The 25,988-nt window shown below is 62.9% G+C and carries 30 protein-coding genes; 10 read left to right on the plus strand and 20 right to left on the minus strand.

Annotation, left to right across the window (positions count from 1 at the left end; all coding sequences use genetic code 11):
* Positions 1–28 precede the first annotated feature (28 nt).
* The gene (locus NUU27_RS07135) at positions 29–439 is read right to left on the minus strand and encodes a hypothetical protein (RefSeq protein ID WP_257761393.1); all 411 of its coding nucleotides are present in this window, start codon (positions 437–439) and stop codon (positions 29–31) included.
* Positions 440–583: 144 nt separating this feature from the next.
* Between NUU27_RS07135 and NUU27_RS07140 the strand changes: the two genes are divergently transcribed.
* The 5 genes from NUU27_RS07140 to NUU27_RS07160 all read left to right on the plus strand — a co-directional run bounded on the left by NUU27_RS07140 (position 584) and on the right by NUU27_RS07160 (position 4,802).
* Positions 584–1,033 (plus strand): MarR family winged helix-turn-helix transcriptional regulator, encoded by a 450-nt coding sequence (locus NUU27_RS07140; RefSeq protein ID WP_257761394.1) that lies wholly within the window; start codon positions 584–586, stop codon positions 1,031–1,033.
* A 255-nt stretch (positions 1,034–1,288) separates the two neighbouring features.
* Positions 1,289–1,666, plus strand: a complete 378-nt coding sequence (locus NUU27_RS07145; protein ID WP_257761395.1) for a YciI family protein — start codon at positions 1,289–1,291, stop codon at positions 1,664–1,666.
* On the plus strand, positions 1,650–2,921 hold the full coding sequence (locus tag NUU27_RS07150) for an RNA polymerase sigma factor (RefSeq protein WP_257761396.1): 1,272 nt from the start codon (positions 1,650–1,652) through the stop codon (positions 2,919–2,921). The genes NUU27_RS07145 and NUU27_RS07150 overlap by 17 nt, the downstream gene beginning before the upstream one ends.
* A gap of 207 nt (positions 2,922–3,128) precedes the next feature.
* Entirely contained in the window at positions 3,129–3,797 is a 669-nt protein-coding gene (locus NUU27_RS07155; RefSeq protein ID WP_257761397.1) for a glutathione S-transferase family protein, read from the plus strand.
* 30 nt (positions 3,798–3,827) lie between these two features.
* Positions 3,828–4,802, plus strand: a complete 975-nt coding sequence (locus NUU27_RS07160; protein WP_257761398.1) for a LysR family transcriptional regulator — start codon at positions 3,828–3,830, stop codon at positions 4,800–4,802.
* Here NUU27_RS07160 and NUU27_RS07165 read toward each other — a convergent pair.
* The 13 genes from NUU27_RS07165 to NUU27_RS07225 form a co-directional block, all read right to left on the minus strand.
* Positions 4,735–4,998 carry a DUF2274 domain-containing protein gene (locus tag NUU27_RS07165; protein ID WP_257761399.1) on the minus strand — a complete coding sequence of 88 codons (264 nt, stop codon included), beginning with the start codon at positions 4,996–4,998 and terminating at the stop codon, positions 4,735–4,737. The two genes, NUU27_RS07160 and NUU27_RS07165, sit on opposite strands and share 68 nt — an antisense overlap.
* Positions 4,999–5,001: 3 nt before the next feature.
* Positions 5,002–6,171 carry a TrbI/VirB10 family protein gene (locus NUU27_RS07170; protein ID WP_257761400.1) on the minus strand — a complete coding sequence of 390 codons (1,170 nt, stop codon included), beginning with the start codon at positions 6,169–6,171 and terminating at the stop codon, positions 5,002–5,004.
* The gene (trbG, locus tag NUU27_RS07175) at positions 6,168–7,145 is read right to left on the minus strand and encodes a P-type conjugative transfer protein TrbG (protein ID WP_257761401.1); all 978 of its coding nucleotides are present in this window, start codon (positions 7,143–7,145) and stop codon (positions 6,168–6,170) included. Before trbG ends, NUU27_RS07170 begins: the two co-directional genes overlap by 4 nt.
* Entirely contained in the window at positions 7,142–7,831 is a 690-nt protein-coding gene (gene trbF / locus NUU27_RS07180; RefSeq protein ID WP_257761402.1) for a conjugal transfer protein TrbF, read from the minus strand. Before trbF ends, trbG begins: the two co-directional genes overlap by 4 nt.
* Complete coding sequence (trbL, locus tag NUU27_RS07185) at positions 7,828–9,180, minus strand: P-type conjugative transfer protein TrbL (RefSeq protein ID WP_257761403.1); 1,353 nt, start codon at positions 9,178–9,180, stop codon at positions 7,828–7,830. Before trbL ends, trbF begins: the two co-directional genes overlap by 4 nt.
* A 6-nt stretch (positions 9,181–9,186) precedes the next feature.
* Positions 9,187–9,468, minus strand: coding sequence for a putative entry exclusion protein TrbK-alt (gene trbK-alt / locus NUU27_RS07190; RefSeq protein ID WP_257761404.1), 282 nt, complete (start codon positions 9,466–9,468; stop codon positions 9,187–9,189).
* A gap of 29 nt (positions 9,469–9,497) precedes the next feature.
* On the minus strand, positions 9,498–10,271 hold the full coding sequence (gene trbJ / locus NUU27_RS07195; RefSeq protein ID WP_257761405.1) for a P-type conjugative transfer protein TrbJ: 774 nt from the start codon (positions 10,269–10,271) through the stop codon (positions 9,498–9,500).
* Positions 10,258–12,723 carry a conjugal transfer protein TrbE gene (gene trbE / locus NUU27_RS07200; RefSeq protein ID WP_257761406.1) on the minus strand — a complete coding sequence of 822 codons (2,466 nt, stop codon included), beginning with the start codon at positions 12,721–12,723 and terminating at the stop codon, positions 10,258–10,260. Before trbE ends, trbJ begins: the two co-directional genes overlap by 14 nt.
* A gap of 16 nt (positions 12,724–12,739) precedes the next feature.
* The gene (locus NUU27_RS07205) at positions 12,740–13,021 is read right to left on the minus strand and encodes a VirB3 family type IV secretion system protein (RefSeq protein WP_257761407.1); all 282 of its coding nucleotides are present in this window, start codon (positions 13,019–13,021) and stop codon (positions 12,740–12,742) included.
* Positions 13,021–13,353, minus strand: a complete 333-nt coding sequence (locus NUU27_RS07210) for a TrbC/VirB2 family protein (protein WP_257761408.1) — start codon at positions 13,351–13,353, stop codon at positions 13,021–13,023. Before NUU27_RS07210 ends, NUU27_RS07205 begins: the two co-directional genes overlap by 1 nt.
* Complete coding sequence (trbB, locus tag NUU27_RS07215; protein ID WP_257761409.1) at positions 13,334–14,359, minus strand: P-type conjugative transfer ATPase TrbB; 1,026 nt, start codon at positions 14,357–14,359, stop codon at positions 13,334–13,336. The genes NUU27_RS07210 and trbB overlap by 20 nt, the downstream gene beginning before the upstream one ends.
* Positions 14,360–14,577: 218 nt before the next feature.
* Positions 14,578–15,063, minus strand: coding sequence for a DUF1772 domain-containing protein (locus NUU27_RS07220; protein WP_257761410.1), 486 nt, complete (start codon positions 15,061–15,063; stop codon positions 14,578–14,580).
* Between the two features lie 3 nt (positions 15,064–15,066).
* Positions 15,067–15,891: an NmrA family NAD(P)-binding protein gene (locus tag NUU27_RS07225; RefSeq protein WP_257761411.1), complete on the minus strand. Its 825-nt coding sequence runs from the start codon at positions 15,889–15,891 to the stop codon at positions 15,067–15,069.
* Between the two features lie 137 nt (positions 15,892–16,028).
* Here NUU27_RS07225 and NUU27_RS07230 point away from each other — a divergent pair, with 137 nt between their 5' ends.
* The gene (locus NUU27_RS07230) at positions 16,029–16,649 is read left to right on the plus strand and encodes a TetR/AcrR family transcriptional regulator (RefSeq protein ID WP_257761412.1); all 621 of its coding nucleotides are present in this window, start codon (positions 16,029–16,031) and stop codon (positions 16,647–16,649) included.
* A gap of 80 nt (positions 16,650–16,729) precedes the next feature.
* Here the strand turns inward: NUU27_RS07230 and NUU27_RS07235 are convergent, their stop codons facing one another.
* A complete protein-coding gene (locus NUU27_RS07235) occupies positions 16,730–17,212 on the minus strand; it encodes a helix-turn-helix domain-containing protein (protein ID WP_257761413.1) in 483 nt (160 codons plus the stop codon).
* 85 nt (positions 17,213–17,297) lie between these two features.
* Between NUU27_RS07235 and NUU27_RS07240 the strand changes: the two genes are divergently transcribed.
* From NUU27_RS07240 to NUU27_RS07250, 3 genes are read left to right on the plus strand one after another with little or no spacing between them, the layout of a single operon-like run.
* Positions 17,298–17,939, plus strand: coding sequence for a dihydrofolate reductase family protein (locus tag NUU27_RS07240; protein WP_257761414.1), 642 nt, complete (start codon positions 17,298–17,300; stop codon positions 17,937–17,939).
* Between the two features lie 18 nt (positions 17,940–17,957).
* Positions 17,958–18,281, plus strand: a complete 324-nt coding sequence (locus tag NUU27_RS07245) for a transcription initiation protein (RefSeq protein WP_257761415.1) — start codon at positions 17,958–17,960, stop codon at positions 18,279–18,281.
* A 29-nt stretch (positions 18,282–18,310) separates the two neighbouring features.
* A complete protein-coding gene (locus tag NUU27_RS07250; RefSeq protein WP_257761416.1) occupies positions 18,311–18,841 on the plus strand; it encodes a dihydrofolate reductase family protein in 531 nt (176 codons plus the stop codon).
* A gap of 272 nt (positions 18,842–19,113) precedes the next feature.
* Here the strand turns inward: NUU27_RS07250 and NUU27_RS07255 are convergent, their stop codons facing one another.
* The 4 genes from NUU27_RS07255 to NUU27_RS07270 all read right to left on the minus strand — a co-directional run bounded on the left by NUU27_RS07255 (position 19,114) and on the right by NUU27_RS07270 (position 23,038).
* Complete coding sequence (locus NUU27_RS07255) at positions 19,114–19,551, minus strand: CopG family transcriptional regulator (protein ID WP_257761417.1); 438 nt, start codon at positions 19,549–19,551, stop codon at positions 19,114–19,116.
* Positions 19,552–19,554: 3 nt separating this feature from the next.
* Positions 19,555–21,540 (minus strand): conjugal transfer protein TraG, encoded by a 1,986-nt coding sequence (locus tag NUU27_RS07260; RefSeq protein WP_257761418.1) that lies wholly within the window; start codon positions 21,538–21,540, stop codon positions 19,555–19,557.
* A gap of 198 nt (positions 21,541–21,738) precedes the next feature.
* Positions 21,739–22,155: an NAD(+)--rifampin ADP-ribosyltransferase gene (gene arr / locus NUU27_RS07265; RefSeq protein WP_257761419.1), complete on the minus strand. Its 417-nt coding sequence runs from the start codon at positions 22,153–22,155 to the stop codon at positions 21,739–21,741.
* A 91-nt stretch (positions 22,156–22,246) separates the two neighbouring features.
* Complete coding sequence (locus NUU27_RS07270) at positions 22,247–23,038, minus strand: alpha/beta fold hydrolase (RefSeq protein ID WP_257761420.1); 792 nt, start codon at positions 23,036–23,038, stop codon at positions 22,247–22,249.
* 393 nt (positions 23,039–23,431) lie between these two features.
* On the opposite strand from NUU27_RS07270, the gene NUU27_RS07275 reads away from it, so the two are divergent.
* Entirely contained in the window at positions 23,432–23,977 is a 546-nt protein-coding gene (locus tag NUU27_RS07275; RefSeq protein WP_257761421.1) for a TetR/AcrR family transcriptional regulator, read from the plus strand.
* Positions 23,978–24,095: 118 nt separating this feature from the next.
* On the opposite strand, the gene NUU27_RS07280 is transcribed toward NUU27_RS07275, so the two are convergent.
* Entirely contained in the window at positions 24,096–25,835 is a 1,740-nt protein-coding gene (locus NUU27_RS07280) for a VirD2 family relaxase/mobilization nuclease (protein WP_257761422.1), read from the minus strand.
* Positions 25,836–25,988 lie beyond the last annotated feature (153 nt).

Raw genomic sequence — 25,988 nt, forward strand, 5'->3', positions numbered from 1 at the left:
CATTCGGTCGCGGCGCGCAAGGAACGCGTCAGAAGAAGCGGGCGATCACCATCGACGCGACGGTGATCATGAGAAGACCGGCGGCGATGCGGTTGCCTTGGGTCATGTTCGTATTGGTTGCCGAGTCGTCTGCGGGCGCGCTTCCGGCCAACCTGGAACGTGCGCGGCCAACCAGCGCGATCTGTGCGGCCGCCGCGATGAGGGCGGCCACAAGCCCGACCGCGAGTATCTGTTCGTGGGTGTCGAAATTCGTGCCGAGCTGGAACCACCAGAGCGCAAGCCCGGTCAGCACCGTCAAAGCCGCTGATCCCATCTGGAACGGAAACAACCGGGCGGCATCCGTGCTCGCAAGATTGGCCATGGCCGAGGTCGAACCCGCCCAAAACACACCGGCGAGGACGTGCAGTGTAAGGGTTGCGACTAGCAAATACGCATCCATGACGGTCTCCCTTTCTTGGCTGCCGCTAAACTTAGGCATATCATTTGAGTAATCAAGATATTTGATTGACAAAATTATTTGATGCGGCAAAATTATTGCTGAAGGTCCTGCAGACGACCTCTGACGAAGAGCGAGACGCGACATATGCCCTCTGAAAACCGTGCCGCAGAAGCCTGGCGCCTCATGTTCGATTTTCTGATGCAGTCATCACCGCAGCGACTGGAGAGCCTCGAGAAACGAGGCCTGACGCCCAACGATTCACGCGCGCTTTTTACCTTGGAAGAAGGGAACGACCAGCCGATCGGAAAGCTCGCAGGCGAATGGGGATGCGATCCCTCGACCGCGACATGGCTGGTCGACCGTCTCGAACGTGCGGGGCTGGTCGAACGCGTGCCGTCGTCGGAGGATCGGCGAAAGAAACTGGTACGGCTGACGCCGAAAGGGGTGACGACCAAGAAGGACCTGATGGAGGAGTACTATCGCCCACCCGCAGAACTCGTCGTTCTAGCGAAGAGCGATCTGGACGAACTGATCAGGATTCTGGGGAAGATTGGCGCAAGGCAGGATGCGTTTGAAAATGAGTCGATCCGTTGATGCCGTCATTTCTCCGGATGCGCTAGGCGATCCGTCAGGTCGAGTAACGGTATGCCGGGGACACCGTGTCCGGCGTCACCATCGTGAACTAGTTCGCGTCGAGTCCTACCCCAGGAGTAGTCGGCATAGTTCTCAATGCCGCGGACAACGCAGTCACTGCGTGATCGCCTCAGCGGAGTTCACCCGACAAGAAAATTTCGCGCACCATGTCGGATCGTGCGTTGCGCCATCGTCCTAGCAACGGAGACCCTGAGAATGCTCTACACGATACTTTGCTACCACAACGAGGACATCACCTCGTCCTGGACCGAAGAAGAGGACGCTGAGGTGATCGAGTGCCTCAAGGCGGTCAACCGCAAATGGGCGAAGAACTTCGAACCCATCGTCCGACTGATGCCGACAACCGCGGCGACCACACTGCGGAAGTCCGAGAACATCGTCACCGACGGGCCGTTTGCCGAGACCAAGGAGCAGCTTCTCGGCTTCTATGTCGTCAATGTCGAGAGCCTCGACGTGGCAATCCAGATCGCACGCGAGATGGCGGAAGCCAACCCTGGTGGCGCCTACGAATTGCGCCCTATCGCGCTCTATTACCCGAATGGAGAGGCCATAGAAGATGCCCCAGCCTCCTGAACCGGACTGGATCGAGGCGCGGCTGGTGGGCGCGCGGCCGCAGGCTGTCGCTGCTTTGCTGCGCTATTTCCGCGATCTCGATCTGGCCGAGGAGGCGTTTCAGGAAGCCTGTCTCAGGGCGCTCAAATCCTGGCCGAGGAATGGCCCACCGCGCGATGCCGCAAGCTGGCTAATCATGGTCGGGCGCAACGCCGCTATCGATCACAAGCGCCGGCAGGCGCGGCTGACCGAGCTGCCGGACGAAGCGACGTTCTCGGACCGCGATGATACCGAGGCGGACTTGGCCGAGCGGCTGGACGCCGCTGACTATCGCGACGATATCCTGCGGCTTCTCTTCGTATGCTGCCATCCCGAATTGCCGGCTACCCAGCAGATTGCGCTGGCCCTCAGGGTAGTTTCGGGCCTGCCAGTCTCGCGGATCGCTGCTGCTTTTCTGGTTGGCGACCGGGCTATGGAGCAGAGGATCACCCGCGCCAAAGCCCGCATCGCTAGGGCCGACATTCCCTTCGAGACGCCGGGTCCGATTGAACGCTCGGAACGCTTCGCGGTGGTTTCCGCGATGATCTACCTCGTCTTCAACGAGGGCTATATCGACGCCAATCCGGCAAGCGAACGGGCGAAACTCTGCGACGAGGCGATCCGCCTGGCGCGACTGATGCTGCGCCTATTTCCCGCCGAACCGGAAATGATGGGACTTCTGGCGCTGATGCTGCTCCAGCATTCGCGGCAGAAGGCGCGCTTTGATGAAGCCGGCGCGCCGATCCTTTTGGAAGACCAGGACCGTTCGCTCTGGCATCACGGCCAGATCGCCGAGGCATTGGCGATGATCGACAAGGCCATGCTGCACTGCCAGCCCGGGCCCTATCAGATCCAGTCGGCGATCGCGGCGCTGCATGCGCGCGCCGAAAGGGCCGAGGACACGGACTGGTCGGGCATAGACGAACTCTACGAAGCGCTGGAACGCCACACCCCATCCCCGGTCGTGAAGCTCAACCGGTCCGTTGCCATTTCCAAGCTTCACGGCCCTGAGGCGGCGCTGGAGATGATCGCGCCGCTTGCCGAACCGCTGGATGGCTATTTCTACTTCCACGGCGTGCGCGGCAATCTGCTGGAACAACTGGGCCGCACCAGCGAGGCGCGCGATGCCTTCGGCCGCGCCATAGCGCTTGCCAATACGGCGGCCGAAGCCATGCACATCCGCCAGCACCTCGACCGGCTCGAGGCCGAGTGCGCGTCCGCGGCGAGATCTTCCTGAACAACTCGAAGCTGAGCCAAAAAGATTTGCACGCATGTCGGGATGGGCGTTGCCCGTTCGTCCTCTGGATATGGCAGCTAGCTGGGCGACGGCTGTCCGAAACGCTGCCGGCGCGTATCGAACTGAAAATCCTGTGCGTCATCGACACCCGGATGCCGCCCATATCCGCTACCGCGTCGTCAAGGAATGAACGGGAAGGACACCGACATGACCAATGCGTACACCCCCACCATCACCGCTTTCGACCGGTCGCCCGACGGCGGCAGCGGACTGGCGCGCGACACCCGCGTGCGTTGGGCGCTCGAAGAAGTTGGCCAGCCCTACGAGGTTCGTCCCGTTTCCTTCGCGGCGCTGAAAGAGCCGGAACACCGGGCGCGCAATCCCTTCGGGCAGATCCCGACCTATGAGGAGGGCGATCTCGCCCTGTTCGAATCCGGCGCAATCGTGCTCCACATCGCGGAAACGCATGCCGGCCTTTTGCCGACGGAGGCCCATGCGAGGGCACGCGCCATCGCCTGGATGTTCGCCGCACTCAACACGGTGGAGCCGCCGATCCTCGAACTCGCGAACGCCAAACTTCTGGAAAGGGACAAGCCATGGGCCGAAAAGCGCCTTCCTCTGGTTATGGATCGCGTCCGTGACCGGCTGAACCGGCTTCCCACTCGTTTTGGCGATGCCCACTGGCTGGAGGGTGCGTTCAGCGCAGGCGACCTGATGATGGTGCATGCGCTGCAAAGGTTGAAGCCGGCAGGATTGCTGGACGAATACCCAAACCTTGCCGCCTATGTGGCTAGAGGCGAAGCGCGGCCGGCCTTCAAGCGCGCTTTCGAGGATCAACGCGCGTTCAATACCCGAGAACGCCGCGTCAAATCTTGAGGCACCGGCAGATCGGCTTGTGGATTTCGAATGATGGTTCCAAACAAAATCGAAAGGCTGCGTCTAGGCGCACTGCGTCAATGCAAACATCTCGAAATATACGATATCGAGATGATACTCGCGGTTGCCGAATCCGGAAGTTTTCGCGGGGCCGGTCAGCTTATCGGTATCAGTCAGTCAGCCGTTACGCGCAGGATCCAGAAAATAGAAGATGTGCTCGGCGTTTCGATGTTCGAAAGAAGCCAGGCAGGCGCTCGTTTGACAGCGGCTGGATGGCATTTTGCGACTCATTCCCGCCGACTTGGGAGTGAGTTTTTGAACGTGGTGAGAGCCGCGAGGTCGGCTGGCACAGCGATCGATGGAAAATTGCATTTGGGTCTGATCGCATCTTTGTCGCGCGGGGCGCTTCGTGAAGTCGTGATCGAATTTCTAGCGGAACATTCCGGCGTGGAGCTGACCTTCACCGAAGCTGACCGCGGCGAACTGATGGCACTCATGAGCCATAGGATCGTTGATGTCGTTATGTCGGCAGGCGCGCCGCCCACGGAGTATGGCGATATGATTCTTCTGACTAAGGAGCAGCTCTACATCGCAGTTGCAGAAGACCACCCATTAGCTGAGAAATGTTCTGTCCGATGGCGTGATGTGCAGGACATGCCCTTTGTCGTGGGGGCTGTCGAACCTGGACCGGAAATTCATGACTATATTATTCGCCGGGTCAGCGACTTGGGCCGTCAGGCATGTGTTCAAGAACACAGGGTCGACCGCGAAGGGATCATGAATCTCGTTGGCTTGGGGCTAGGAATCACGCTTATGTGCGAGCATTGGCGGGGTATTCGCTACCCAGACGTCGCGTTCATCCCGCTTGAAGAAGACGGCAAAGCTGAGACAATTCCCTTTTCGTTGACTTGGCGTCCTGAAAACGACAACCCGGCGCTCAGGCGGTTTCTGAGCTTGGCGCGCGAGGTCGCGAAGGCTGATGCAGCGTCTTCCGGGCCTTGGTGAAGACACGATCCGTCGCCATGAACCGTTGCAGCATGGGTGCTATCAGCTTTGCCGGTTCGGGCGCGGCATGGCCGGTCTCACGCGCCATCACGGCGGCATAGTCGAGAAGATCGCGATGTACGTCAGGTGGAAGCTCCACAGTCAGCTTGACGGGTTTGTCATCTGGAACGGATGAGAGCTTCAGCTTGGCGGTCATGGCTCAGCCTCCATAGGGTTCGAGGACGAGATCGCGGGTGACGATCACACGCACCGGGAATCCCGGCCGGATGGTCAGGGTCGGCCTGACTTGCAATTGGCGCTGGACAATCTGCTGGCCTGCGTCGTTGATCGTGTCCTGCGCGCCGTTGCGGATCGCCTGGATCAGGCGGTCGTCATCATCCATGGTGAGTTCGGCCCCGACCGAGAGCAGCGTGGAGAGCCCGGCCGCCTTGGCCAGATCCCACCAATGATAGTCGACGCCGTCTTCCAGTCCGGCATAGCCTTGGGCATCGGCGCCGGGCTGGCGTTCGAGGACAATCGAGCGCCCGTTGGGAAAGATCAGCCGATTCCAGACGAGCAGCACGCGCCGATCGCCGAAACCCACGTCATTGCTGTATTCGCCGATGATGCGCGTGCCTTGCGGGATCAGCACCATGCTGCCGGTCGGGCTGTCATAGATGTGCTGGGTGACCTGTGCCGTGATCTGACCGGGAAGATCCGAACGGATGCCAGTAATCAGCGCGGCCGGTATGACGGACCCGGCCTGCAGCACGAAGGGCGATGCCGGCGGCATGACGCGATCGAGCGCCACGGTGCGCCGGTCCACGGGAGCGTTCAGAAAGGCTTGGTCACTGCTTTGAGCCACGCCCGGTTGGTACCCGAGACTAAGCCCAGCAAGGTTTGGTGCCGATGTTTCCCGCGTGGCGCCTGGTGCGGTCTGGAAGAAGACCCGGCTGGTGCGCGCCGCTTCCTCTTCGGCAAGCCGTCGTTGTTCCTCCGGGTCGACGGCTGGTGCGTTGATCGCTGGTGGCGGGACCGGCTGTCCGCGCTCCTGTGCATCGAGGATCGGACGGCCGAGATCGCCGGGAAGTGGCGGACCGAGCACCGGGCCGGTGTAGTCGCTGGGCAGCTCGTTCAATCCATCGGCGGTGTTGCGGTTCTCGGTCGAAAAAAGTTCGTCACCGCCGGTTCCGTCTTGTGGTGTCTGAAGCGCGTAGATCAGCGCGCCACCGATGCCGAGGGCTGCGACGAGACCGAGGCCGGCGAGAACCCGGCGCGAGAGCCGGGTGACCCGCGGCGGGGTTCCGCGGAGGCGCATCGGTTCAGCCGTGTCCGTGGCCGGCGCATCGAGCGGCGCACCTTCTTCCCTGGTCTTGTCGACATCGCTCATGATCCTGGCCTCCCGTCGGTACGCACGATCCTGACGGTCTGCTGGCGGTCGCCGCTGCCAAGCCGCAGTTCGGCCGCCGCGAAGATGCGGTCGACGATCAGGATGTTTCGGTAGATGCGGCTGTTGACGATTTCCGGCTTGCCATCCGAGCCGAGGACGAAGAGCGGCGGCATCTCGCCCTGGACGATCCCGGCTGGGAAGACGATGTAGACACGTCTCCCATCGTCGAAGACCGAGACCGGCCGCCAGGGCGGGTTGCCACCCTGCAATCCATAGCGGTAGTGGCGGGCCGACGCGGCCGGGATCCTCGGTGTTGTCGGCGTTGCGCGCTGCGTGCCGGCCGGTTGCGGATAGGCCCAGGCGACTGCGGGCATGTAGGGATCGTCGCGGGATCGTAGCTCTATCATGTAAGTGCGCCGGTTGGTGGTGATGACGAGATTGGTCACGATGTCGGGCCGCGTCGGCTTGACGAGGATGTGGACGCGGCGCGATGTTCCCGAGCCGCTCTCGGTATCGCCGATGATCCAGCGGGCGGTATCGCCGGCGGCGATCGGCCCGGCGCCAGTCAGCGCTTCGCCCGGTTCGAGCGCGATGTTGGTGATCTGGCCCGGCGCGGCATAGACCTGATAGAGCGCACCCTCGCTCCAGGGGTAGATCTGGATGGCGTTATAATAGCCTTCCCGGCGAGGCTCGACCCGGGCGGCCACATTGGCATTCTCGACCTGTCCCGTCGGTGTGGAAGATGCCTGTCCACCTCGCGCGACCGTCCACGCCGGTGGCGTGTGTAGCGGCCGCGGCCGTTCGTCGGTCACCGGTTGCTCGACCCTCGGCAGCGGCGGCACGCTGTCGTCGTAACTGATCTCCGGCGGACGATAGGTGGCGCATCCAGCGAGCGCCGATGCGGAAATCAGTGCAAGCACGGTTGCGGATTTACGGAAAACCGGGAACGCGGGTCTGCGGATAACTACGCTCATTGGCCCATCTCCCGCGACCAGTTGATGGCGTTGACGTAGATCCCGAGCGGGTTGGCGCGCAGCCTCTCGGCGTCACGCGGTGGCTGGATGACGATGGTCAGGATCGCCGTCCATCGCCCCGTCGTGGAGAGCTGGCCGTTCTCGTAGTGCCGCTCCGTCCAGGCGACGCGGAAGGAGTTCGGCGAAGCGCGAATGACGCTGGAAACCTCCACCGCGATCTGCTGACGCCCGACCCGTGTGAACGGATCGTTGGCGCGGGCATAGTCGTTGAGCGCCAACGCGCCGCGATCAGTGGTGAACTCGTAAGCGCGCAGCCAGTTCTGGCGCACGATGATCGCGTCGGCCGGGATCGCGCGCACCTGCTCGATGAAGCGCGCCAAATGGAAGGCGATCTGCGGATCGCTCGGCTCGAAGCTGGCGTCCGCCGGTCCGACCGTATGCGCCTCGCCGAGATTGTCGACCTCGACGACCCAGGGCACGACATTGCCGGTCGTGGATTGCCAGACCAGGGCGCTTGCGAAGCCGCCGGACAGGATCAGGCAGCCGAACGCCATCAGACGCCAGTTGCGGGCCTGCACGCGGGCCGAGCCGATGCGTTCGTCCCAGACCTGGGCCGCGCGTTGATATGGCGTCTCTGGTTCAGGGGTTTTGCCGTAGTGGGTGGTGGATCGTTTGAAGAAGCTCATGAGCGATTCCCCTCAGAAAGATTGACAGAACTGGCGCCGCCGTGGCTGTCGCCCGAACGCACCGCATGCGCGGCGGCCTGGACGCCGTGGGAGAGACGCTGCGAGCGCTTCATGCGCTTCGCCCAGTCAGGCGCACCGTCCGTTGGTGCGGATGGAGCTACAGTGGATCCGGCTGTGCTGGCAGCGCCGCCCAGGCTTCCTCCTGTGGTCTCGAACGCCGACCGGGCGCCCGACTGGAAACTCTGTTTCATGCTGCCGGAAGCGCTGGACGCGGCGTGGCGCAAGGGTGACGTAGCGGCCCTCGCGCCGGTGCTCGCCACCGCACCGAGGCCTGATGCGACCCCGGCCGCGCCGGACTGACCGGCCGATCCGAGGCTGTAGGCCGTTGCCGCTACACCTGCGGCAGCGGCACCGCCGCGCGCGGTGGCGGCCGTACCGGAGAGCGCCATACCACCACCTCCGGCGGCGAGACCCGCGGCGCCCGCACCCGCCAGGGCAGCACCGCCCACGGCAAGGCCCGTGCCGACGGCTGCACCCGCGCCAAGCTGCGGCCCGCCTGAGACGATGCCGTTGGCGATGCCCGGTCCGAAGATGCCTAGGCCGAGCAGCGACAGCGCCGCGAGCACCACGGCCATGGCCTCGTCGATCGTGGGGGTGACGCCGCCAAAGCCGGCGGTGAATTGCGAAAACAGGGTCGAGCCGATGCCGATGATGACGGCGAGGACCAGCACCTTGATGCCGGAAGAGATGACGTTGCCGAGCACCCGTTCGGCCATGAAGGCGGTCTTGCCGAAGAGGCCGAAGGGAATGAGGACGAACCCGGCGAGTGTCGTCAGCTTGAACTCGATCAGGGTAATGAAGAGCTGGATGGCGAGGATGAAGAAGGCGAGCAGGACCAACGCCCAGGCGAAGAGCAGGCAGGCGATCTGGATGAAGTTCTCGAAAAAGGCGACCCAGCCCATCAGGTCGGAAATGGATTCGAGCAAGGGTCGCGCCGCATCAAGACCGGTCTGGGCGACACGGCCCGGACGCATCAAGTCGGCGGCTGTGAAGCCGGTGCCCGAGGCCATCAGGCCAAGTCCGGCGAAGCTCTCGAAGACGATGCGGGCGAGATTGTTCCAGTTGCCGATGATATAGGCGAAGACACCGACGAAGAGGGTCTTCTTGACCAGCCGTGCGATGATGTCGTCGTCGGCGCCCCAGGACCAGAACAGTGCGGCGAGCGTCACGTCGATGACGATCAGCGTTGTCGCGATGAAGGCGACCTCGCCGCCAAGCAGGCCGAAACCGCTATCGATGTAGCTGGTGAAGACCCCCAGGAAGTTGTCGATGACGCCGGTGCCGCCCATTACTCGTTATTCCTCGTCTCGGGATGCGGCATCGGACGGTGCGCGGCCGAGGAAACGATCGCGGGTCTCGGCCCAGACCGCGAGACACTCGGTGTCGCGGACGGCCGCTTCGCCAAGCTGCTGGCAGCGGCGCTGTTCCGCGCGCAGCGGATCGACGGAGGGCGCAAACGCTGGCGCGGGAGCCGCTCGCGCGGGTTCGTCCTCGCGCGTCAACTCGATCACCGTCGCCGTGATGGCGAAGGCGACGAAGACGATCGCTCCTATCCGCGCCAGCGTCTTGCCCTCCATCGCTCCCTCCTTTCCGGCCATCGGCCGCGTCAGTTGCCGCCTGTGTTGAACATCTGCGCGTTGCCCGGCTGGTAGCCGCTGCCGGGCGTCAGGAAGCGCTGGCGCTGCACACGTCCCTGTTCGGCAGCGGCGGTGCGTTCGGCGTCGGTCAGCGCCTGGGTGCGGCCATTGGCGGCAATGACGGCCGTGAGGTCGGATAGTTGCTGGGCCTGGAGTGCAAGGAGTTGATTGCCGGCTTGGGTCGCCTGTAGCGCGCCGGTCGCGCCTTGGCTTTGATCCACCAGCGCTTCCATCTGGGCGCGGTTCGTCTCGATATTGCCGACGACGCCGGCCTGGACCCGCATGGCATCCTGCAGGCCGCCGACAGTGTTTTCCCAGCGAGAGCGGGCATCGGCCACGAGCTGCTGCTCGGAGGCGCTCATGTCGATATTGGCGTATTTCTGCTGGAAGGCCTGGTCGATCTGCTGGACGTCGAAGGCGATGTTCTGTGCCTGCTGAAGCAGAGACTGCGTGCGGCCGACGGCCTGTTGAAGCTGCTGGAGCGACGAGTAAGGCAGGCTCGTCAGGTTGCGCGCCTGATTGATCAGCATCTGCGCCTGGTTCTGAAGCGACGTGATCTGGTTGTTGATCTGCTCGAGGGCGCGGGCTGCCTGCAGCACGTTCTGCGCATAGTTTGTCGGATCATAGACGATCCAAGCCGCCGAGGCTGGGGGCGCCAGCACCATCGGCAGCACGGCGACCGGTGCGGCGATCAGCGCGGCGGCAAAGCGGGCCGCGCGCGAACGGGATTTACGTGTCTTCATGGTCAGTCTCCTTCTGGGGCTGGGGGGTGAGATTGCTGAGATCGGGAATGAGATCGGCCGCCCAGTCGGCACCGCGCTCGCGCAGCCAGGCGGCGAGAAAGTCCATGCGGCCATGTTCGGCGAAGATGCGGGCGATGGCGGTCTGATCGGTCTTGGCGGAGGTGGCGCAGAGCGCCAGCGCCACTTCATTCAGCTCCAGCTCAAAGAGCCGGTTGCCGCGCCGCGACTGGCAGTAGTACTCGCGCTTGGGCGTGGACCGCGCGAGGATCTCGATCTGGCGATCGTTGAGGCCGAAGCGCCGATAGATCGTGGTGATCTGCGGCTCGATCGCGCGCTCGTTCGGGAGCAGCAACCGTGTCTGGCAGCTCTCGATGATGGCCGGCGCGATGGCCGAGCCATCGATGTCGCTGAGGCTCTGCGTGGCGAAGACGACGGAGGCGTTCTTCTTTCTGAGCGTCTTCAGCCATTCGCGGAGCTGGCCTGCAAAGCCTTCGTCATCAAGCGCCAGCCAGCCCTCGTCGATGATGATAAGGGTCGGCGATCCGTCGAGCCGGTCCTCGATGCGATGGAAGAGATAGGCGAGGACCGCGGGCGCCGCGCCGGTGCCGATTAGCCCTTCGGTCTCGAAGGCCTGGACGGTCGCCTCGCCGAGATGCTCGGACTCGGCATCGAGCAGGCGTCCATAGGCGCCGCCGACGCAATAGGGCCTGAGCGCCTGCTTCAGGTTATTGGACTGGAGTAGCACGGCCAAGCCGGTGATCGTGCGTTCCACGGCAGGGGCCGAGGCGAGCGAAGTCAGCGCCGTCCAGAGATGTTCCTTCACCTCCGGGGTAATCTCGACGCCTTCGCGCATCAGGATCGCCACGACCCAGTCGGCAGCCCAGGCGCGCTCCGCCGTCTCTTCGAGACGTGAGAGCGGCTGCAGCGCGACGCTCTGCTCATCGCCTTCGGTCAGGCCGCCGCCCAGATCATGCCAGTCGCCGCCCATCGCGAGCGCGGCGGCGCGGATCGAGCCTCCGAAGTCGAAGGCAAAGACCTGGGCGCCGGCATAGCGGCGGAACTGCAGCGCCATCAGCGCGAGCAGCACGGATTTGCCCGCGCCGGTTGGGCCGACGACGAGCGTGTGTCCGACATCGCCGACATGAAGGGAAAACCGGAACGGGGTAGAGCCCTCGGTCTTGCCGAACAGCAATGGGGGCGCTGCAAGATGCTCGTCCCGTTCCGGCCCCGCCCACACGGCACTGAGGGGGATCATGTGGGCGAGATTGAGCGTGGAGATCGGCGGCTGGCGGACATTGGCGTAGACATGTCCGGGGAGCGATCCGAGCCACGCATCGACGGCGTTGATCGTCTCGGGCATCGCGGTGAAGTCGCGGCCCTGGATGACCTTCTCGACCAGACGCAGCTTCTCGTCGGCGACGCGCGGGTCGGCGTCCCACACTGTCACCGTGGCGGTGACGTAGGCGACACCGGCATAGTCCGCGCCGAGCTCCTGCAGGGCGAGATCGGCATCAGCGGCCTTGTTCGACGCGTCGGTGTCGACCAGAACCGAGGCCTCGTTGGTCATCACCTCCTTGAGGATCGCCGCGATCGACTTGCGCTTGGCGAACCACTGGCGCCGGATGCGGGTCAGAAGCTTGGTCGCGTCGGTCTTGTCCATCAGGATGGCGCGGGTCGACCAGCGGTAGGGAAAGGCGAGCCGGTTAAGTTCGTCGAGCAGGCCGGGCGTGGTCGCCGTCGGAAATCCGGTGATCGTCAGGACGCGCAGATGCTCGTCGCCGAGCCGAGGTTCGAGCCCTCCGGCGAGCGGCTGATCGGCGAGCAGCGCGTCCAGATACATGGGCGTCTCGGGGACGCGGACACGGTGACGCTTGGTGGAGACGCAACCATGGAGGTAGGTCAGCGTCTCGGCATCATCGAGCCAGCGGCATTCGGGCATGAAGGCATCGACCAGGCGGAGCACGCGGTCGGTGCGGTCGGCGAAGCCCGTCAGCACTTCGTGCGGATCGACGCCCTTGGTCTCGCGGCCCTCATAGAGCCAGCTCTCGGCGCGCGCGGCGTCCTCGGCCGGTGGCAGATAGGTGAAGGTCAGGAAATAGCTCGACTCGAAATGCGTCCCCGCTTCTTCGAAGCTTGCCTTGCGCTCGGCGTCGACCAGCGCGGAGGCGGCATCAGGAAAGCGGCTGTCGGGATAGAGGTTTGAGGGGTGGCGCTGCGCCTCGACGAAGATCGCCCAGCCCGAGCCGAGACGGCGGAAGGCGTTGTTCAGGCGGCCCGCGACGGCAATCAGTTCCGCCGGGACCGCGGAATCGAGATCCGGCCCCCTGAAGCGCGCCGTGCGCTGGAAACTGCCATCCTTGTTGAGGACGATGCCCTGGCCGACGAGGGCCACCCACGGCAGGTAATCGGCGAGCCGGGTGTTGCGGTTGCGGTATTCGGCGAGGTTCATCATTGCCCTGCGCTCCCCTTCAGACGGTCAGATGCGCGGGAATGCGCAGATGGCGGCGGCCAACCTCGACGAAGAGCGGGTCGCGCTTGGCCACCCAGACCGCCGCGATATGTCCGATCGCCCATATCGCGATGCCGACCAGCCAGAGCCGCAGGCCGAGACCGACTGCCCCGGCGAGCGTGCCGTTCATGATGGCGATCGCGCGGGGTGCTCCGCCCAGCAGGATCGGTTCGGTCAGTGCCCGGTGAACGGGAACCGAAAAGCCGAGGAGCTCCCCGCTCTGTCCGTCCTCGCCTGCCATCAGACCAAGGCCCCGCCACCGAAGGAAAAGAAGGACAGGAAGAAGGAGCTGGCCGCGAAGGCGATCGACAGACCGAAGACGATCTGGATCAGGCGCCGGAAGCCCCCGGAGGTGTCACCGAAGGCGAGCGTCAGGCCGGTGATGATAATGATGATGACGGCGATGATCTTGGCGACCGGTCCCTCGATGGATTCGAGGATGGACTGAAGCGGCGCCTCCCAGGGCATGGAGGAGCCGGAGGCGTGCGCGGCGGGTGCCGTCATCATGGCGATGACTGTGACCGACGCGGCGGTCACCAGTCTCTGGCGGGTTTTATGCAGGGGCTGGTTCATGGGAGTTTTCCTTCGAGGTTGCGGTGGGAAGAGTTGTGTCCGGAGCCTCCATCGCTCTGACGACGCGATAGTCGCCTGCGGGGTCGAGTCCCTCGACGCGGGCGAGTTCCGAGAGACGGCGTACGGAGCCGCGTCCCGACAGCACGGCCACGAGATCGATGGTTTCCGCGATCAGCGCGCGCGGGACGGTGACGACGGCTTCCTGGATGAGCTGTTCAAGACGGCGCAGCGCACCGAGCGCCGTGCCTGCGTGGATGGTGCCGACGCCGCCCGGATGGCCGGTTCCCCAGGCCTTGAGGAGATCGAGCGCCTCACTGCCACGAACCTCGCCGATGGGGATGCGGTCGGGCCGCAAACGGAGCGACGAACGGACGAGATCGGAGAGCGAAGCGACGCCGTCTTTGGTCCGCATGGCGACGAGGTTCGGCGCGGCGCATTGCAACTCGCGCGTATCCTCGATGATGACGACGCGGTCGGCGGTCTTCGCCACTTCGGCCAGGAGCGCATTGGTGAGCGTGGTCTTGCCGGTCGACGTGCCGCCTGCAACGAGGATGTTGGCGCGCGCGGCGACGCCAGTCCGCAATGCCGATGCCTGCTCGGCCGTCATGATGCCGGCGGCGACATAGTCGTCGAGCGAAAACACCGCGACGGCCGGTTTGCGGATCGCGAAGGCCGGCGCCGCCACGACCGGCGGCAGAAGCCCCTCGAACCGCTCCCCCGTTCCGGGCAGCTCCGCCGAGACGCGAGGGCTTCCTGTATGAACCTCCGCACCGACATGGTGGGCGACCAGACGGATGATGCGTTCGCCGTCTTCCGACGACAGGTGCTCGCCCGTATCGGAGAGGCCCTCGGAGAGACGGTCGATCCAGAGCCGCCCATCGGGGTTCAGCATTACCTCGACGACGCCGGGGTCCTCCAGAAAGGCCGCGATGGCCGGACCGAGCGCGGTGCGCAGCATTCGCGCGCCGCGTGCGATCCCTTCCGAATTGTGATGTGAGTCTGCCATCCGATCCCCGAATCCAACGGGGACAAACAGGCGATCCCCATGCGGGGGTGATTAAAAGAGCCTGATCTAGGGCCGATACAACAAGGAATTAGCGGCGTCGCAGCCTAGCGTGCAAAGACAGGGAGTCGGCGGCATCCAAACAGCTTGAGCCCGATCTTGGTGACGCATCAGCAGGTCCCGCCTCAGGGGAGCCGTGAGGCAGAAACCAACCGAAATGCTCATTCTGCGCAAAGGGCAAATACGAAGGCGGCGAGCGCTATCATCGACGCCAACGTTCGTACATGATTCCAGATGGTCCAGTCGCGCAGGTAGCGCGTCCAGAGTTCCGCGGCCTCGACGCTGGAGGGCTCTACAGCCGCCAGCGCATCGTTCAACGGCACGTTGAAGGCGACCGTAACCACGAACATGCCTAGGACATAGATGACACCGCCCGCGAGCAACGCGGTTGCTCCCGGTTCTCCCCACCAAAGGAAGCCGAGAACGGCAAGTGAAGCCGCCGCCAGTGTCGTCCCTAAGAACACGGGCATGAACAGGGACCGCACGATTGCTGCATCGACCGCGTTCATCGCCGCGATCCCCGTTGCCTGGTCGAGTCGGCCGAGGGCTGTCATGACGAAGGCGGAAAACGCGAAGTAGACGCCGGCAAGCAATCCGCTACCGAGAATCGAAAACCACAGCAAAGCGGGCATGAGGAACTGGCGCATGGTTCAACTCCCCCAGATGCCTGTTGCGGCCGCAACACGGGCGAAGTCTGAAAAATCGCGCGCCGGACGACCGAGCGCCTGCTCAACGCCATTCATGACCGGGCTATTGCGGCCGTCGAGCACGACCGTGAAGAGGTCTTCCAACAGCGCGACATAATCCTCGGGGATCTCGGCCGCGCGCATACCGTCGGCAAACGCCCGCAGAGAGATCTCTGTATAGCGAATTGGTCGACCGACGGCGCGCTCGATCTCTGCTACGGCTTCAGCGAAGGTCAACGCACGTGGTCCCGTCAACTCGTAGAGTGTGTTCACATGGCGCTCGTTCGTCAGCGCTTCGACCACCACATCGGCGATATCGTCTGCGTCGACGAACGGCTCCGGAACCTCTCCGACCGGTAGCGCGATTTCGCCGGCCAACACTCCGTCGATCAGGTAGCCCTCGGAGAAGTTCTGGTTAAACCAACTCGCGCGAACAACGGTCCAGGCAAGGCCGGATTTGCACAATGCCTCTTCCGCTGCCTGCGCTGCCGGCTCGCCGCGGCCGGATAGCAGCACGATCTGTTCAAGGCCCTTCGTTCTCGCGAGATCGCTCAAATGACCGATTGCCTCGGCCGATCCTTCGACCGCCAGATCAGGTTGAAAGGTTACATAGGCTCGGGACACTCCATCCAACGCGGCACTCCACGTCTCCGGTCGCGTCCAATCGAACGGGATCTGCGTGGAGCGTGAGGCCGGGCGGGTTTCGATCCCTCGTGATCGAAGGCGCGCATCGACACGGCCACCGGTCTTTCCGGTTCCGCCGATGATGAGAACGGGAAGCTTGGACATGGGGATTTCCTTTCGCTCGAAAAACACGAGTAAATCTCGTATTTGCAAAAAGCGATAAACTCTCGTATTCATGATGTCAAGCTCTGCTGGAGAACATGATGTCGGGACGGAGTCCGAAACACGATCAGGCACAGTCGATGACGGAGGCCAGACGGATCGTCAGGCTCGTCCCGACGCAGAAGCGCAGCCGCGAGCGCTTCGAGCGTATCTTGGCGTGTGCACTTGAGGTTATGGCGGAAAAGGGCAGTGACGCCTTCAAGATGAGCGATATCGTGGAACGCACAGGGATCGCGTTCGGCTCGCTCTATCAATATTTCCCCGACAAGACGGCGATCATCGGAACGCTGGCCGAGCGCTACAACGCGATCGGCCATGAGTGCGTGCAAAAAGAGCTCTCGGCGTTGATGACGCCATCTGACCTCCACAGCGTGCTGTGCGGGATAACTGACAGCTACTACCAGTTCTTCATCGATGAACCGGCCGTTCGCGACATCTGGCAGGCGACCCAGGCCGATCGCGTGTTGCAACAGCTTGACGAGGAGGACGGTGCCTTTCTATCGGATATGCTCGGCAGTGCCTTGGGAAGGATCGCCCCTGACACCGCCACGGTCTCGCTGTCCGACTTCTCTCAAGTCGTGATGGTGCTCATCGCAGGCGCCGTCCGTCATGCTATTTCCTTGCCGCCGAAGGACGGCCGGCGGGTCCTCAACCTGTTCAAGCGGATGCTGCCGAAGGATCTGTCGTTATTGACGTCCTAGCTTGCCGAACCAAGCGCCTATGTCTGCAAGGCAATGCCGCCTGTTCCGGTCAACGTTCGCTCAGACGAAAGCCTTTGTGCTCAACCGACTGCAGCCAGATAGGCCTCGGTCAGTTCGTTGATGACCGAGCGCTCCGGCGGTTCAGTGCCGAGATGCAGGCTGCGCAATTCCGCCATGAAGGCTTCCCACATGTCCCGCCCGCCTTCCTCAAGCAACTGGGCGCGGATGGAGAGCTCCCGCGTCGCCGGCGTGAAGCGTCGCCCCCAGGCGCCCATCTCGGCCAGAAGCGGCACCAGTCGGATGGTCGGTTCGGTCAGGCTGTAGATCGTTTTCTGCTTGTGCTTAGGGTCCGGGCTTGTCGCCAGCAAACCCGCGTCCACCAACTTCCTCAGCCGGTCGGCAAGAATGTTGGAGGCGATACCTTCCTCGGAGTGGTTGAGCAGGTCGCGATAGTGTCGGCGGTTGCCGAACATGATGTCGCGAATGACGATCAGGCTCCAGCGGTCGCCGAGCGTCTCAAGGGTCAGATTGATCGGGCAGCCGGAGCGGAAGGGCTTGTCCATGTGGATCTCCGTAAACTGCTTGTAAAATAGATACGGTTTTGTTAGAACACAACTGCTTGCAAATTGCATACAGAAGGGTGTGGCCATGAGCAGGGTAATCGTTTCCGGGTTCTCGTTGTCGATAGACGGCTTCGGCGCAGGACCGGAGCAGAGTGTCGAAAATCCGCTCGGCAAGCGTGGGGGCGAGATGTTCGAGTGGCATGTCGGTAGCCGGCACTTCCACCGGATGTTCGGAAAGGAAGGCGGGTCGGAAGGTATCGACAACGATTTCTCCACCCGTTCCATGTCTGGGTTCGGCGCCTTCATTCTCGGCCGCAACATGTTCGGCCCGGTTCGCGGAGAGTGGCCCGACGACGAGTGGAAGGGCTGGTGGGGAGACAACCCGCCTTATCATGCACCGACTTTCATTCTCACCCACTACCCACGGCCTTCGACAGAGATGGAGGGCGGGACTGTCTTTCATTTCGTGACGGACGGGATCGAAGCCGCGCTCGAGCGGGCAAGGGCCGCGGCGGGCGACAAGAACGTCAAGATCGGTGGCGGGGTTTCGACGGTGCGGCAATATCTTCAGGCAGGGCTGGTCGACGAAATGCATCTTGCCGTTTCGCCCGTGGTGCTCGGCCGGGGCGAAGCCTTATTCGCCGGGATCGATCTGCCCGCCCTCGGCTTTTCTGTCACCGAGCATGTCGCGACAGAAGCCGCGACCCACATCGTGCTTTCGAAATAGGAAAATGGAGGTGGCATCATGCCGAAATTCATCACCATCGGGTATGGCGATCAGGCCGGCTACGACCGCACGCCGCAAGACGTCAGGGACGCCGCCCATGAGCAGGACGCTAAGCTGGTTTCGGAAGGTGCCGTGATGGGGATCGCCGGCGCGCCGGTGCAGGTGCGCAATCCGAACGCTGCCGGCATGGAAATACGCGAAGGCCCGTTCATGGCCTCCGACATGCCGATCGCCGGTTTCGCGGTGATCGGGGCCGCCAACCTGGAAGAGGCCATCGACAAGGTCTCGCAAGTTCCCTGTGCCGTTGCCCACGGCGTCGTCGAAGTCTGGCCGCTGAAGTAACCGTTCATCAACGCGGAGGGAGAATGGGAATGGCAAAGCTCGTATTCGGTATGAACGTATCGCTGGACGGCTATGTGGACCATATGAGGTTTCAGCCGGACCCCACGCTCTTCCGTCATTTTATCGGCGAGGCCGAGGGACAGGCGGGCAGCATCTACGGCCGCAACATGTACGAGATCATGCGGTACTGGGACGAGGACCATGCCGACTGGGAGCCGGAGGGAGAGGCCTTCGCGGCGGCCTGGCGGAAGCAGACGAAATGGGTCGTCTCGCGTACCCTAACATCGGTCGGGCCCAACGCAACGCTCGTCGGGGACGATCTGGAAGGCGCGATCCGCAGGCTGAAGGCCGAGCGTGACGGGGAGATCGAGATCGCCGGTCCGAACCTGGCGCGAAGCTTCACCGAACTCGGTCTGATCGACGAATACCGGATTTACCTTCACCCGGTCGTACTCGGTCACGGCGCACCCTACTTCGCCGGCTCCCGACCACCACTCCGCCTGATATCGCATGAACGGATTAGTGAGGATGTACTCCGGTTGACCTACGTTCCTACATGAACTCCCCATCGCGACCGATGGAGGCCGCTGCTTTTCAGGATGCGTGCGCAATTCTACCAACGGATGCCGAGGACACGTATTCCATGATGGCGGCTCCGGACCGCGTCGCCTTCAGCGCTCTAAGGAACGACCCGCAAAACCGGCCGAGCGCACATGTGCGCAATAACTCCATGGCGCCTTTTCGCCATCGCCGATGACCTGCCGCAGAATCAAGCCCACGTCGCGGACGGATCGCCAGTCACGTGAGCCACTCCGCCCTCGCTCTCTTGTCATCAGTGCTGTCGATCGTCTGAGGCGCTGACATCTTCGGGGATCTCCTGCCGGAGCTTCGGCCCCTTGGCGAGACGGCGTCCCAAAGCGGTGATGAACGCTTCGTAGCGCTCTCCGGCTTTGGCACGCGCAGCTTGCGCAGCGGGTTCGGGCAAGGCCGGCGTCGTGGTGAGCCAAAAGCGAACGAATACGGCCAGCGTCTCGACGGAAATCCCGAGGTCCCGTTCCAAACGGGCCAAACGACGATCGATTTGATCCAGCCGCTTCGCAACGGCGGCCTCGCGCCTTTCGGCTTCGTCGGGTGACAGGAAGGAGGCGATCGCCGCTTCTGCGATCATCGACTGCGATTGCTCGCGGCGCGCCGCATAGTCGGCCAGCATCGCCATGATGTCCGGGTCGAGATAGACGGAGATTTGTGTCTTTTTCCTTCGTCCGGGCATTGGCTAGAGGTCCATTCCATCCTTGGGATCGAGCGACACCTGCCGCGCCACCCGCTGCATCGTCCGGGCCATCCGGCTGTTGCGCGCGGCTTCTTCCTGATCTTCATCGAGGGGGTCGATCTCGAACTCGTTTTCGATTGGAGCTTTCTTCTCTACGGGTTTGGTGCGGCTGAGCTCCGGTTGGCGCCGCCGTTCGGAATCTGTGGTGTCTTCATCGTCGCCAGCGCCGCTAGAGCTGTTGGCCTGAAGTTTCGGCTTGGGTGGCAACGGCAGCGTGCTCCATTCGTCTTGTTCGGCCTCGGCAGGTTCCGCCTTGGACGGCGGCGGCAGAATGCGATCCTGGAAACGGCGGTCCTCGTAGTAACGAACTTTCTTCGCGCGGATCGGCGATATGCCCGCGACCATGATGATTTCGTCCGCCGGCGGGAGCTGCATGACCTCACCAGGCGTCAGAAGCGGCCGAGCCGTTTCCTGCCGCGACACCATCAGATGGCCGAGCCAGGGCGAAAGCCTGTGGCCGGCATAGTTCTTCATCGCGCGCATTTCGGTCGCCGTGCCGAGGGCGTCGGACACGCGTTTGGCGGTGCGTTCGTCGTTGGTCGCGAAGCTCACCCGGACGTGGCAATTGTCGAGGATCGAATTGTTCGGCCCGTAGGCCTTCTCAATCTGGTTCAGCGACTGGGCTATCAGAAAGCTCTTGAGCCCATAGCCTGCCATGAAGGCGAGCGCGCTTTCGAAGAAGTCGAGCCGGCCGAGTGCTGGAAACTCGTCCAGCATCAACAGCAACTTGTGCCGTGCGGTCCTGGCCTGCAGGTCTTCCGTCAGCCGCCGGCCGATCTGATTGAGGATCAGGCGGATCAACGGTTTGGTGCGATTGATGTCGGAGGGCGGCACGACTAGATACAGCGTCGCCGGACGTTTGCCGCCAACCATATCGGTGATGCGCCAGTCACAGCAGCGCGTCACCTTGGCGACGACGGGATCGCGGTATAGTCCGAGGAACGACATCGCGGTGGAGAGAACGCCGGAGCGCTCGTTGTCAGACTTGTTGAGCAACTCGCGGGCCGCGCTGGCGATGACGGGATGCGCGCCGGCCTCACCCAAGTGTGCCGTCTTCATCATGGCGGCGAGTGTGGATTCGATCGGGCGCTTGGGATCGGACAGGAAAGCGGCGACGCCGGCGAGCGTCTTGTCCTCCTCGGCATAGAGGACATGGAGGATGGCACCGACCAGGAGCGCGTGGCTGGTCTTCTCCCAGTGATTGCGCTTTTCGAGCGAGCCTTCGGGATCGACGAGGATGTCGGCGATATTCTGGACGTCGCGCACCTCCCACTCGCCGCGGCGAACCTCGAGGAGCGGATTGTAGGCCGAGGAATTCGGGTTGGTCGGATCGAACAGCAAGACATGGCCATGCCGGGCGCGGAAGCCTGCCGTGAGCTGCCAGTTCTCCCCCTTGATGTCGTGGACGATCGCCGAGCCCGGCCAGGTCAGCAGCGATGGAATGACCAGACCGACGCCCTTGCCCGAGCGGGTCGGCGCGAAACAAAGGACATGTTCTGGCCCGTCATGGCGAAGATAGTCGTTCTTGCGTTTGCCGAGGACGACACCGTCGGGTCCAAGCAGACCTGCGGCGTTCATCTCATCGTGTTTCGCCCAACGCGCCGACCCATAGGTGTCGACATTCTGCGCCTCGCGCGCGCGCCAAATAGACATGAGGATTGCCACCGCGATGGCGATGAAGCCTCCGGATGCCGCGATAACAGCACCCTCGATGAAGATCGGGGGCGCATAGGCGTCATAGAAATACCACCACCAAAAGAATGCCGGCGGATAGTAGATGGGCCAGTCCCAGATCTCGAACCATGGCGCGCCGAGTTGGGGCTGAAAGCCGAGACGCCACGCGGTCCATTCCGTAGCCGCCCAGGTGGTGCTGAGGACGATCGTGAAGACGATGAGGATTTGCCCCCAGAGGATTTTTGTTCCCGACATAGCTTCCGTTCCGCGTAAATGTCGAAACGCTGAGGGCTCGAAGGTAGACAGACAAGCCTAGTCGTTCTCTACTCGCAGGAACGGCGGCTAGTGGATAAACAACGGCGTGGTTCAGGCACTTCGCTCGGCGGGTCGGCTATTCAGACATCGGAGATATCTACCAAACAGGAAAGGATAGACATGGAGAACGGCGCCAAATCAGTCGATGATGACTGCAATGCCTTCGGCCTGCATTCGGGCAAGGCCCGCCTTCATCTCTTGCAGTCTTTTGGGCGGATGTCCTTGCCAATCCGTAACTTCTGCGACGATGCGCAAGGGCTCTCGAGAGCGATAGGACTTTGTCGGATTGCCGGGAAACTTCTTGTCCGTCACATTTGGATCGTCTTCAAACGGTCCGGTCGCTTCAACAACGTAAATCCGTTCCTGCCCGTCGCCGAGGGCAAGCTCTGCGCCCCATATGGCAGCGTCCAGTGTGCTGGCGAAATAGACCCATGACAGCGGTTTGACTTCGGTGAAGTTCGATCTGTACCCGACGGCAATCAAGTCACCGGGTTTCAAGTCTGCTTTAGTTCCGTGAAAGAATGATTGCGAAAATATGCCAGCGTGATTTGCCATTGACTGTTGACCCTTTCGGCGCACGTTGCCGGCTTGTCGGAGCAACGCGAGCCGCCTCCCGTCGACCTAGTCCCTGATATGCCTTTTGAAGTTAGTGCGTCAGAAACGCGGTCGCATACGATGTCACGGCCGGCGAACCCATGATGTTGTAGTGCGTTGCGCCCGGTATGATCGCCAACTGGTTGGGTGAACGCAGCGATCCATCCATCCCGGCATCCTTCTGCCCGCCTCCGAGCAGCTTGTAGAATTCCGCGATATGCTCGGGCCGGATCGAATCCGCGTCGGCGAAGATCAACAGGGTCGGCGCCTTGATGGTCTTGATCTCCGCGGACCAGTCATAGTCTTGTTGGTTGAGTTCGCCGGTTTTGCGCATCACCGTCACCCAGTCCCGGTCCGGATACATCTGCGCCAACGGCGATTTGGCGATGTTGCCGCCGATCGCGTCGGCCATGGCTGGCATTTGCTCAAACGCCGCTTTGATCTCCGGATATTCGCCGTTCGTCGCATAGGCGACGGAGATTGTGACAAGCTTGTCGAGCATCTCGGGGTGCCTGATGGCGAATTGCAACGCTATCCCGCCGCCGAACGAGTAGCCCATGACGCTGGACTTCTCGATCTTGAGATCCTTCATCACTGCGGCAACATCATCCGCGGCCTGTTCGAACGACCAGGGCGCTTCCGTATCCTTGCTGAGACCGTGGCCGCGAGCCTGGATCGCGATCACCTTGAAGTTTTTCGCCATCTCGGCGAGCGGCGCGCCGAACATCTCGGAAGGGTTCACTCCGCCGTGCAGCATGACGAGCGGCGCGCCGGTACCGTGGATTTCGTAGTAAAGTTCAGTTCCGTCGACCGGCGCGTAACCGCTCTCGATTGCTTCGGACATGGTGTTCCCTCCTTGGGATTGGGCAAAGACTGTCGTGGGTGCTGCCAGTACGGCGAGAATGGAAAGCGCCCGGATGATAGGTTTGAGCATTTGTTTTCTCCCTGTGTATCGAATCGCCCCGGGCAAACGTCTCTCGCCTGCCTGAGCTGTTGCCACGGCCCGAGCGGTTGGCGATCAGCGGGCCATGTCCATGACGAGGAGCGCTGTGAATCCGATGATCAGTCTTCCAGAACCTTGACAACAGTAAGCGGAGGAATATCCTCCGTTTGAAATAAAAGTCAAGGCGGCGTCTTGCCGAATGCCGGCGTCATAACGACGGTGGAGGACTGGTGGGCACCGAGAGTGAGCAACTATCCATGCCCTTCACACCATACGAGAAAGCGGGTGATCAGGATGCGGGCTGATGCGCAAAAGAACCGCCAACGGCTGATCGACAGTACGATCGAATTGATACTCGAAGTGGGCGGCGAACCCTCACGAGACGCCATCGCGGAACGCGCCGGCGTTGGTATCGGAACGCTCTACCGTCACTTTCCCGATCAGCAGTCTCTTCTGCATGCTGTCGCCCGCTGCGCGTTGGAAAGGAGTATCAGTGCGGGAGAGAGCATCGTCGAAAATGCACGTGACGGCGCGGAGGCACTTCGCCAGTACATGCACGCGGCGCTCGACAGCGGTATCGGTGTGGTCAACATAGTCCACCCTTTCCTAGACAAGCCCGACTGGCCCGACCTTCTTTCCCGGGCTGGCACCCTCATGAACTCGATCGTCGGGCGCGCCTTGGAAGATGGACGACTTCGCAGCGATCTCACCGAACGCGATATCGTGTTCGCCATGATCCGCTTCTCAAGACCCCTCGCGGTTGGCTTGCCTTTGGAAGAGGAACGCGCTGTTGCTCACCGGCACCTCGATTTCTACATCGATGGGCTGTGCATTCCGTAGAGGATCTTCGAGCGAGAGCCGTCCAACCTTGGCAACTCACCGAAAGCAACCGGTTGTGCGACGATGCGGCTGTCACAAATTTCTCCATGCTGACCTTTCGAGCCCTAGGGTGAAGCGCTCACCTCCCCAGTCCCCGCTTGCGCCCGAAGCTCCAATCAACACCGCCGTCACCACGCGCGACGCCAGAAATGTGGCGACCGAGATGCTTCTCCATCGATGGCGTCCAGGGCACGAGCTGGAAGCCGAGCCCGTCGTCGATCATCGCGAAGCGGCCGGAGGCAAGCGACAGACGCTGGCGATAGGCGCCGGCGACATGCTCCCCGCTATTGGAGCGCTGAAACGGTTGCCCGGTCTTCGCCGCTAGTTTCTCGCCGACTTCGTCCACCTCGCGCCGGCGGAGTGTGTCTATGAGATTGCGGCTGAAGACGATCCGTCGGCCCTGCCGCTCGGCGAACCCTTCCCCGATCAGATGGTCGGCACGCCTGTCGAGAGCATCACGCACCTGCGCGCCGAAGCCGCTTTCTGAGAGCGCAGTAGGCTCGCGCGCGATGTTTTGTCGGTCGAGCCAGGTCGCCCCGGATGCGGTGACCTGCCGTTCGATATCGAGATCGGAGCGCACCGCAAGTGCGACGCGGCGCTGGCCACGGGAATCGTCATAGGCGCGCAGCTCCACGATCGAGCCTGGCGCGCTATCGCCGGCGGCATTGAGATCGGCGAGCTTGACGTGATGGCTGCGTCCATCGAGGCCGTCGACCACGGCATAGGCCGTGCCCTTGAACTCATCATCGAGGCCGCGCTCGACCAGGCGCCCGACGATCGGCGCGTCGAGGCTTTCGGCCGCCAGCACATAATCCGCCGATCCGCGCTCGATACCGCGCTCGGTCAGGGCACGGTGCATGCGCTTGATGATGCCGCCGCGCTCCCCGAGCTCGCGCAGCGTCGCCTCGGCCTTGTCGCCGATCATCCATTGACCGGGGCCGACCTGCTCGGCCAGGCCCAGCGTCTCCAACTTGCGCAGGCGCCCGACCTTCAGCGCATGGAATTCATCGGGCTGTTCGCCCAGCTGCGGGGCGAGGTCGATGACTCCGGTGCGCCGGACGTCGCGCACGAGCTGACGGTCGAGCTGGGTCCAGCGCTCGGTCTCGATCTGGCTTTCGAGGGTGCGACGAATATCGAGATCGGTGCGCGGGCCAAGCTCTCGGGTGATGAGATCGCGCGCCCGGTCGCGCATCCCTTCCTTGATGTAGTCGCGGGAGATGACGAGGTCTTCACCATCATCGCGCACCCCGCGCACGATCAGATGGACATGCGGGTGTTCGGTGTTCCAGTGGTCGACCGCCACCCAGTCGAGCTCGGTGCCGAGATCCTTTTCCATCTGGCCAACAAGGTCGCTGGTGAAGGATCGGAGGTCCGACATCTCCAGCGCGTCGTCGGGCGAGACAATGAAGCGGAAATGATGCCGGTCGTCCTCGCACCGCTCGGCAAAGGCTCGGCCGTCCGCTTCTTCCTCTCCCGGCCCGAACAGGCGCGCCTTCTCCCCGTCCCGGGTGACGCCGTCACGTCGCAGATAGTCGAGATGGGTGCCAAGCGGCGCGACGCGTGCCGAATGGCGAACCACGCGCGCCTTGATGACCGCGCCGCGTGAGCGCGCGGTGATGAGACGATTGGCCTGGATGCTGGCCCGCTGGCCATGGCCGAAGCGCGAGCGGTTGCCGGAGGTAACACGCAAGGATCGCGAGACGCCGCCGCCTGCCTTCTTTGCGGCCGCCAGCGCCTGGGCGATGAAGGGACGCGCCGCCTGGGCGCGTGTCGAGCGGATGCGGCCCGGCCGGACGCGGAACTCGCGATCATCGGCCATGGCACCGCCTCGCAATGTGCCGAAAAGGCAGGAAATCCGGGAAGTTGAGTGCTTGGCGCACATTGCGGCGGAGCTGGACAATGTGCGGAAAGCGCCAGAAACTCCTACAAAAACAACCGACCGACCGGCGCGCAATGTGCGCCCTTTTATCCT

Source organism: Nitratireductor sp. ZSWI3 (assembly GCF_024655565.1).
In the GTDB taxonomy this organism is placed as follows: Bacteria; Pseudomonadota; Alphaproteobacteria; order Rhizobiales; family Rhizobiaceae; genus Nitratireductor.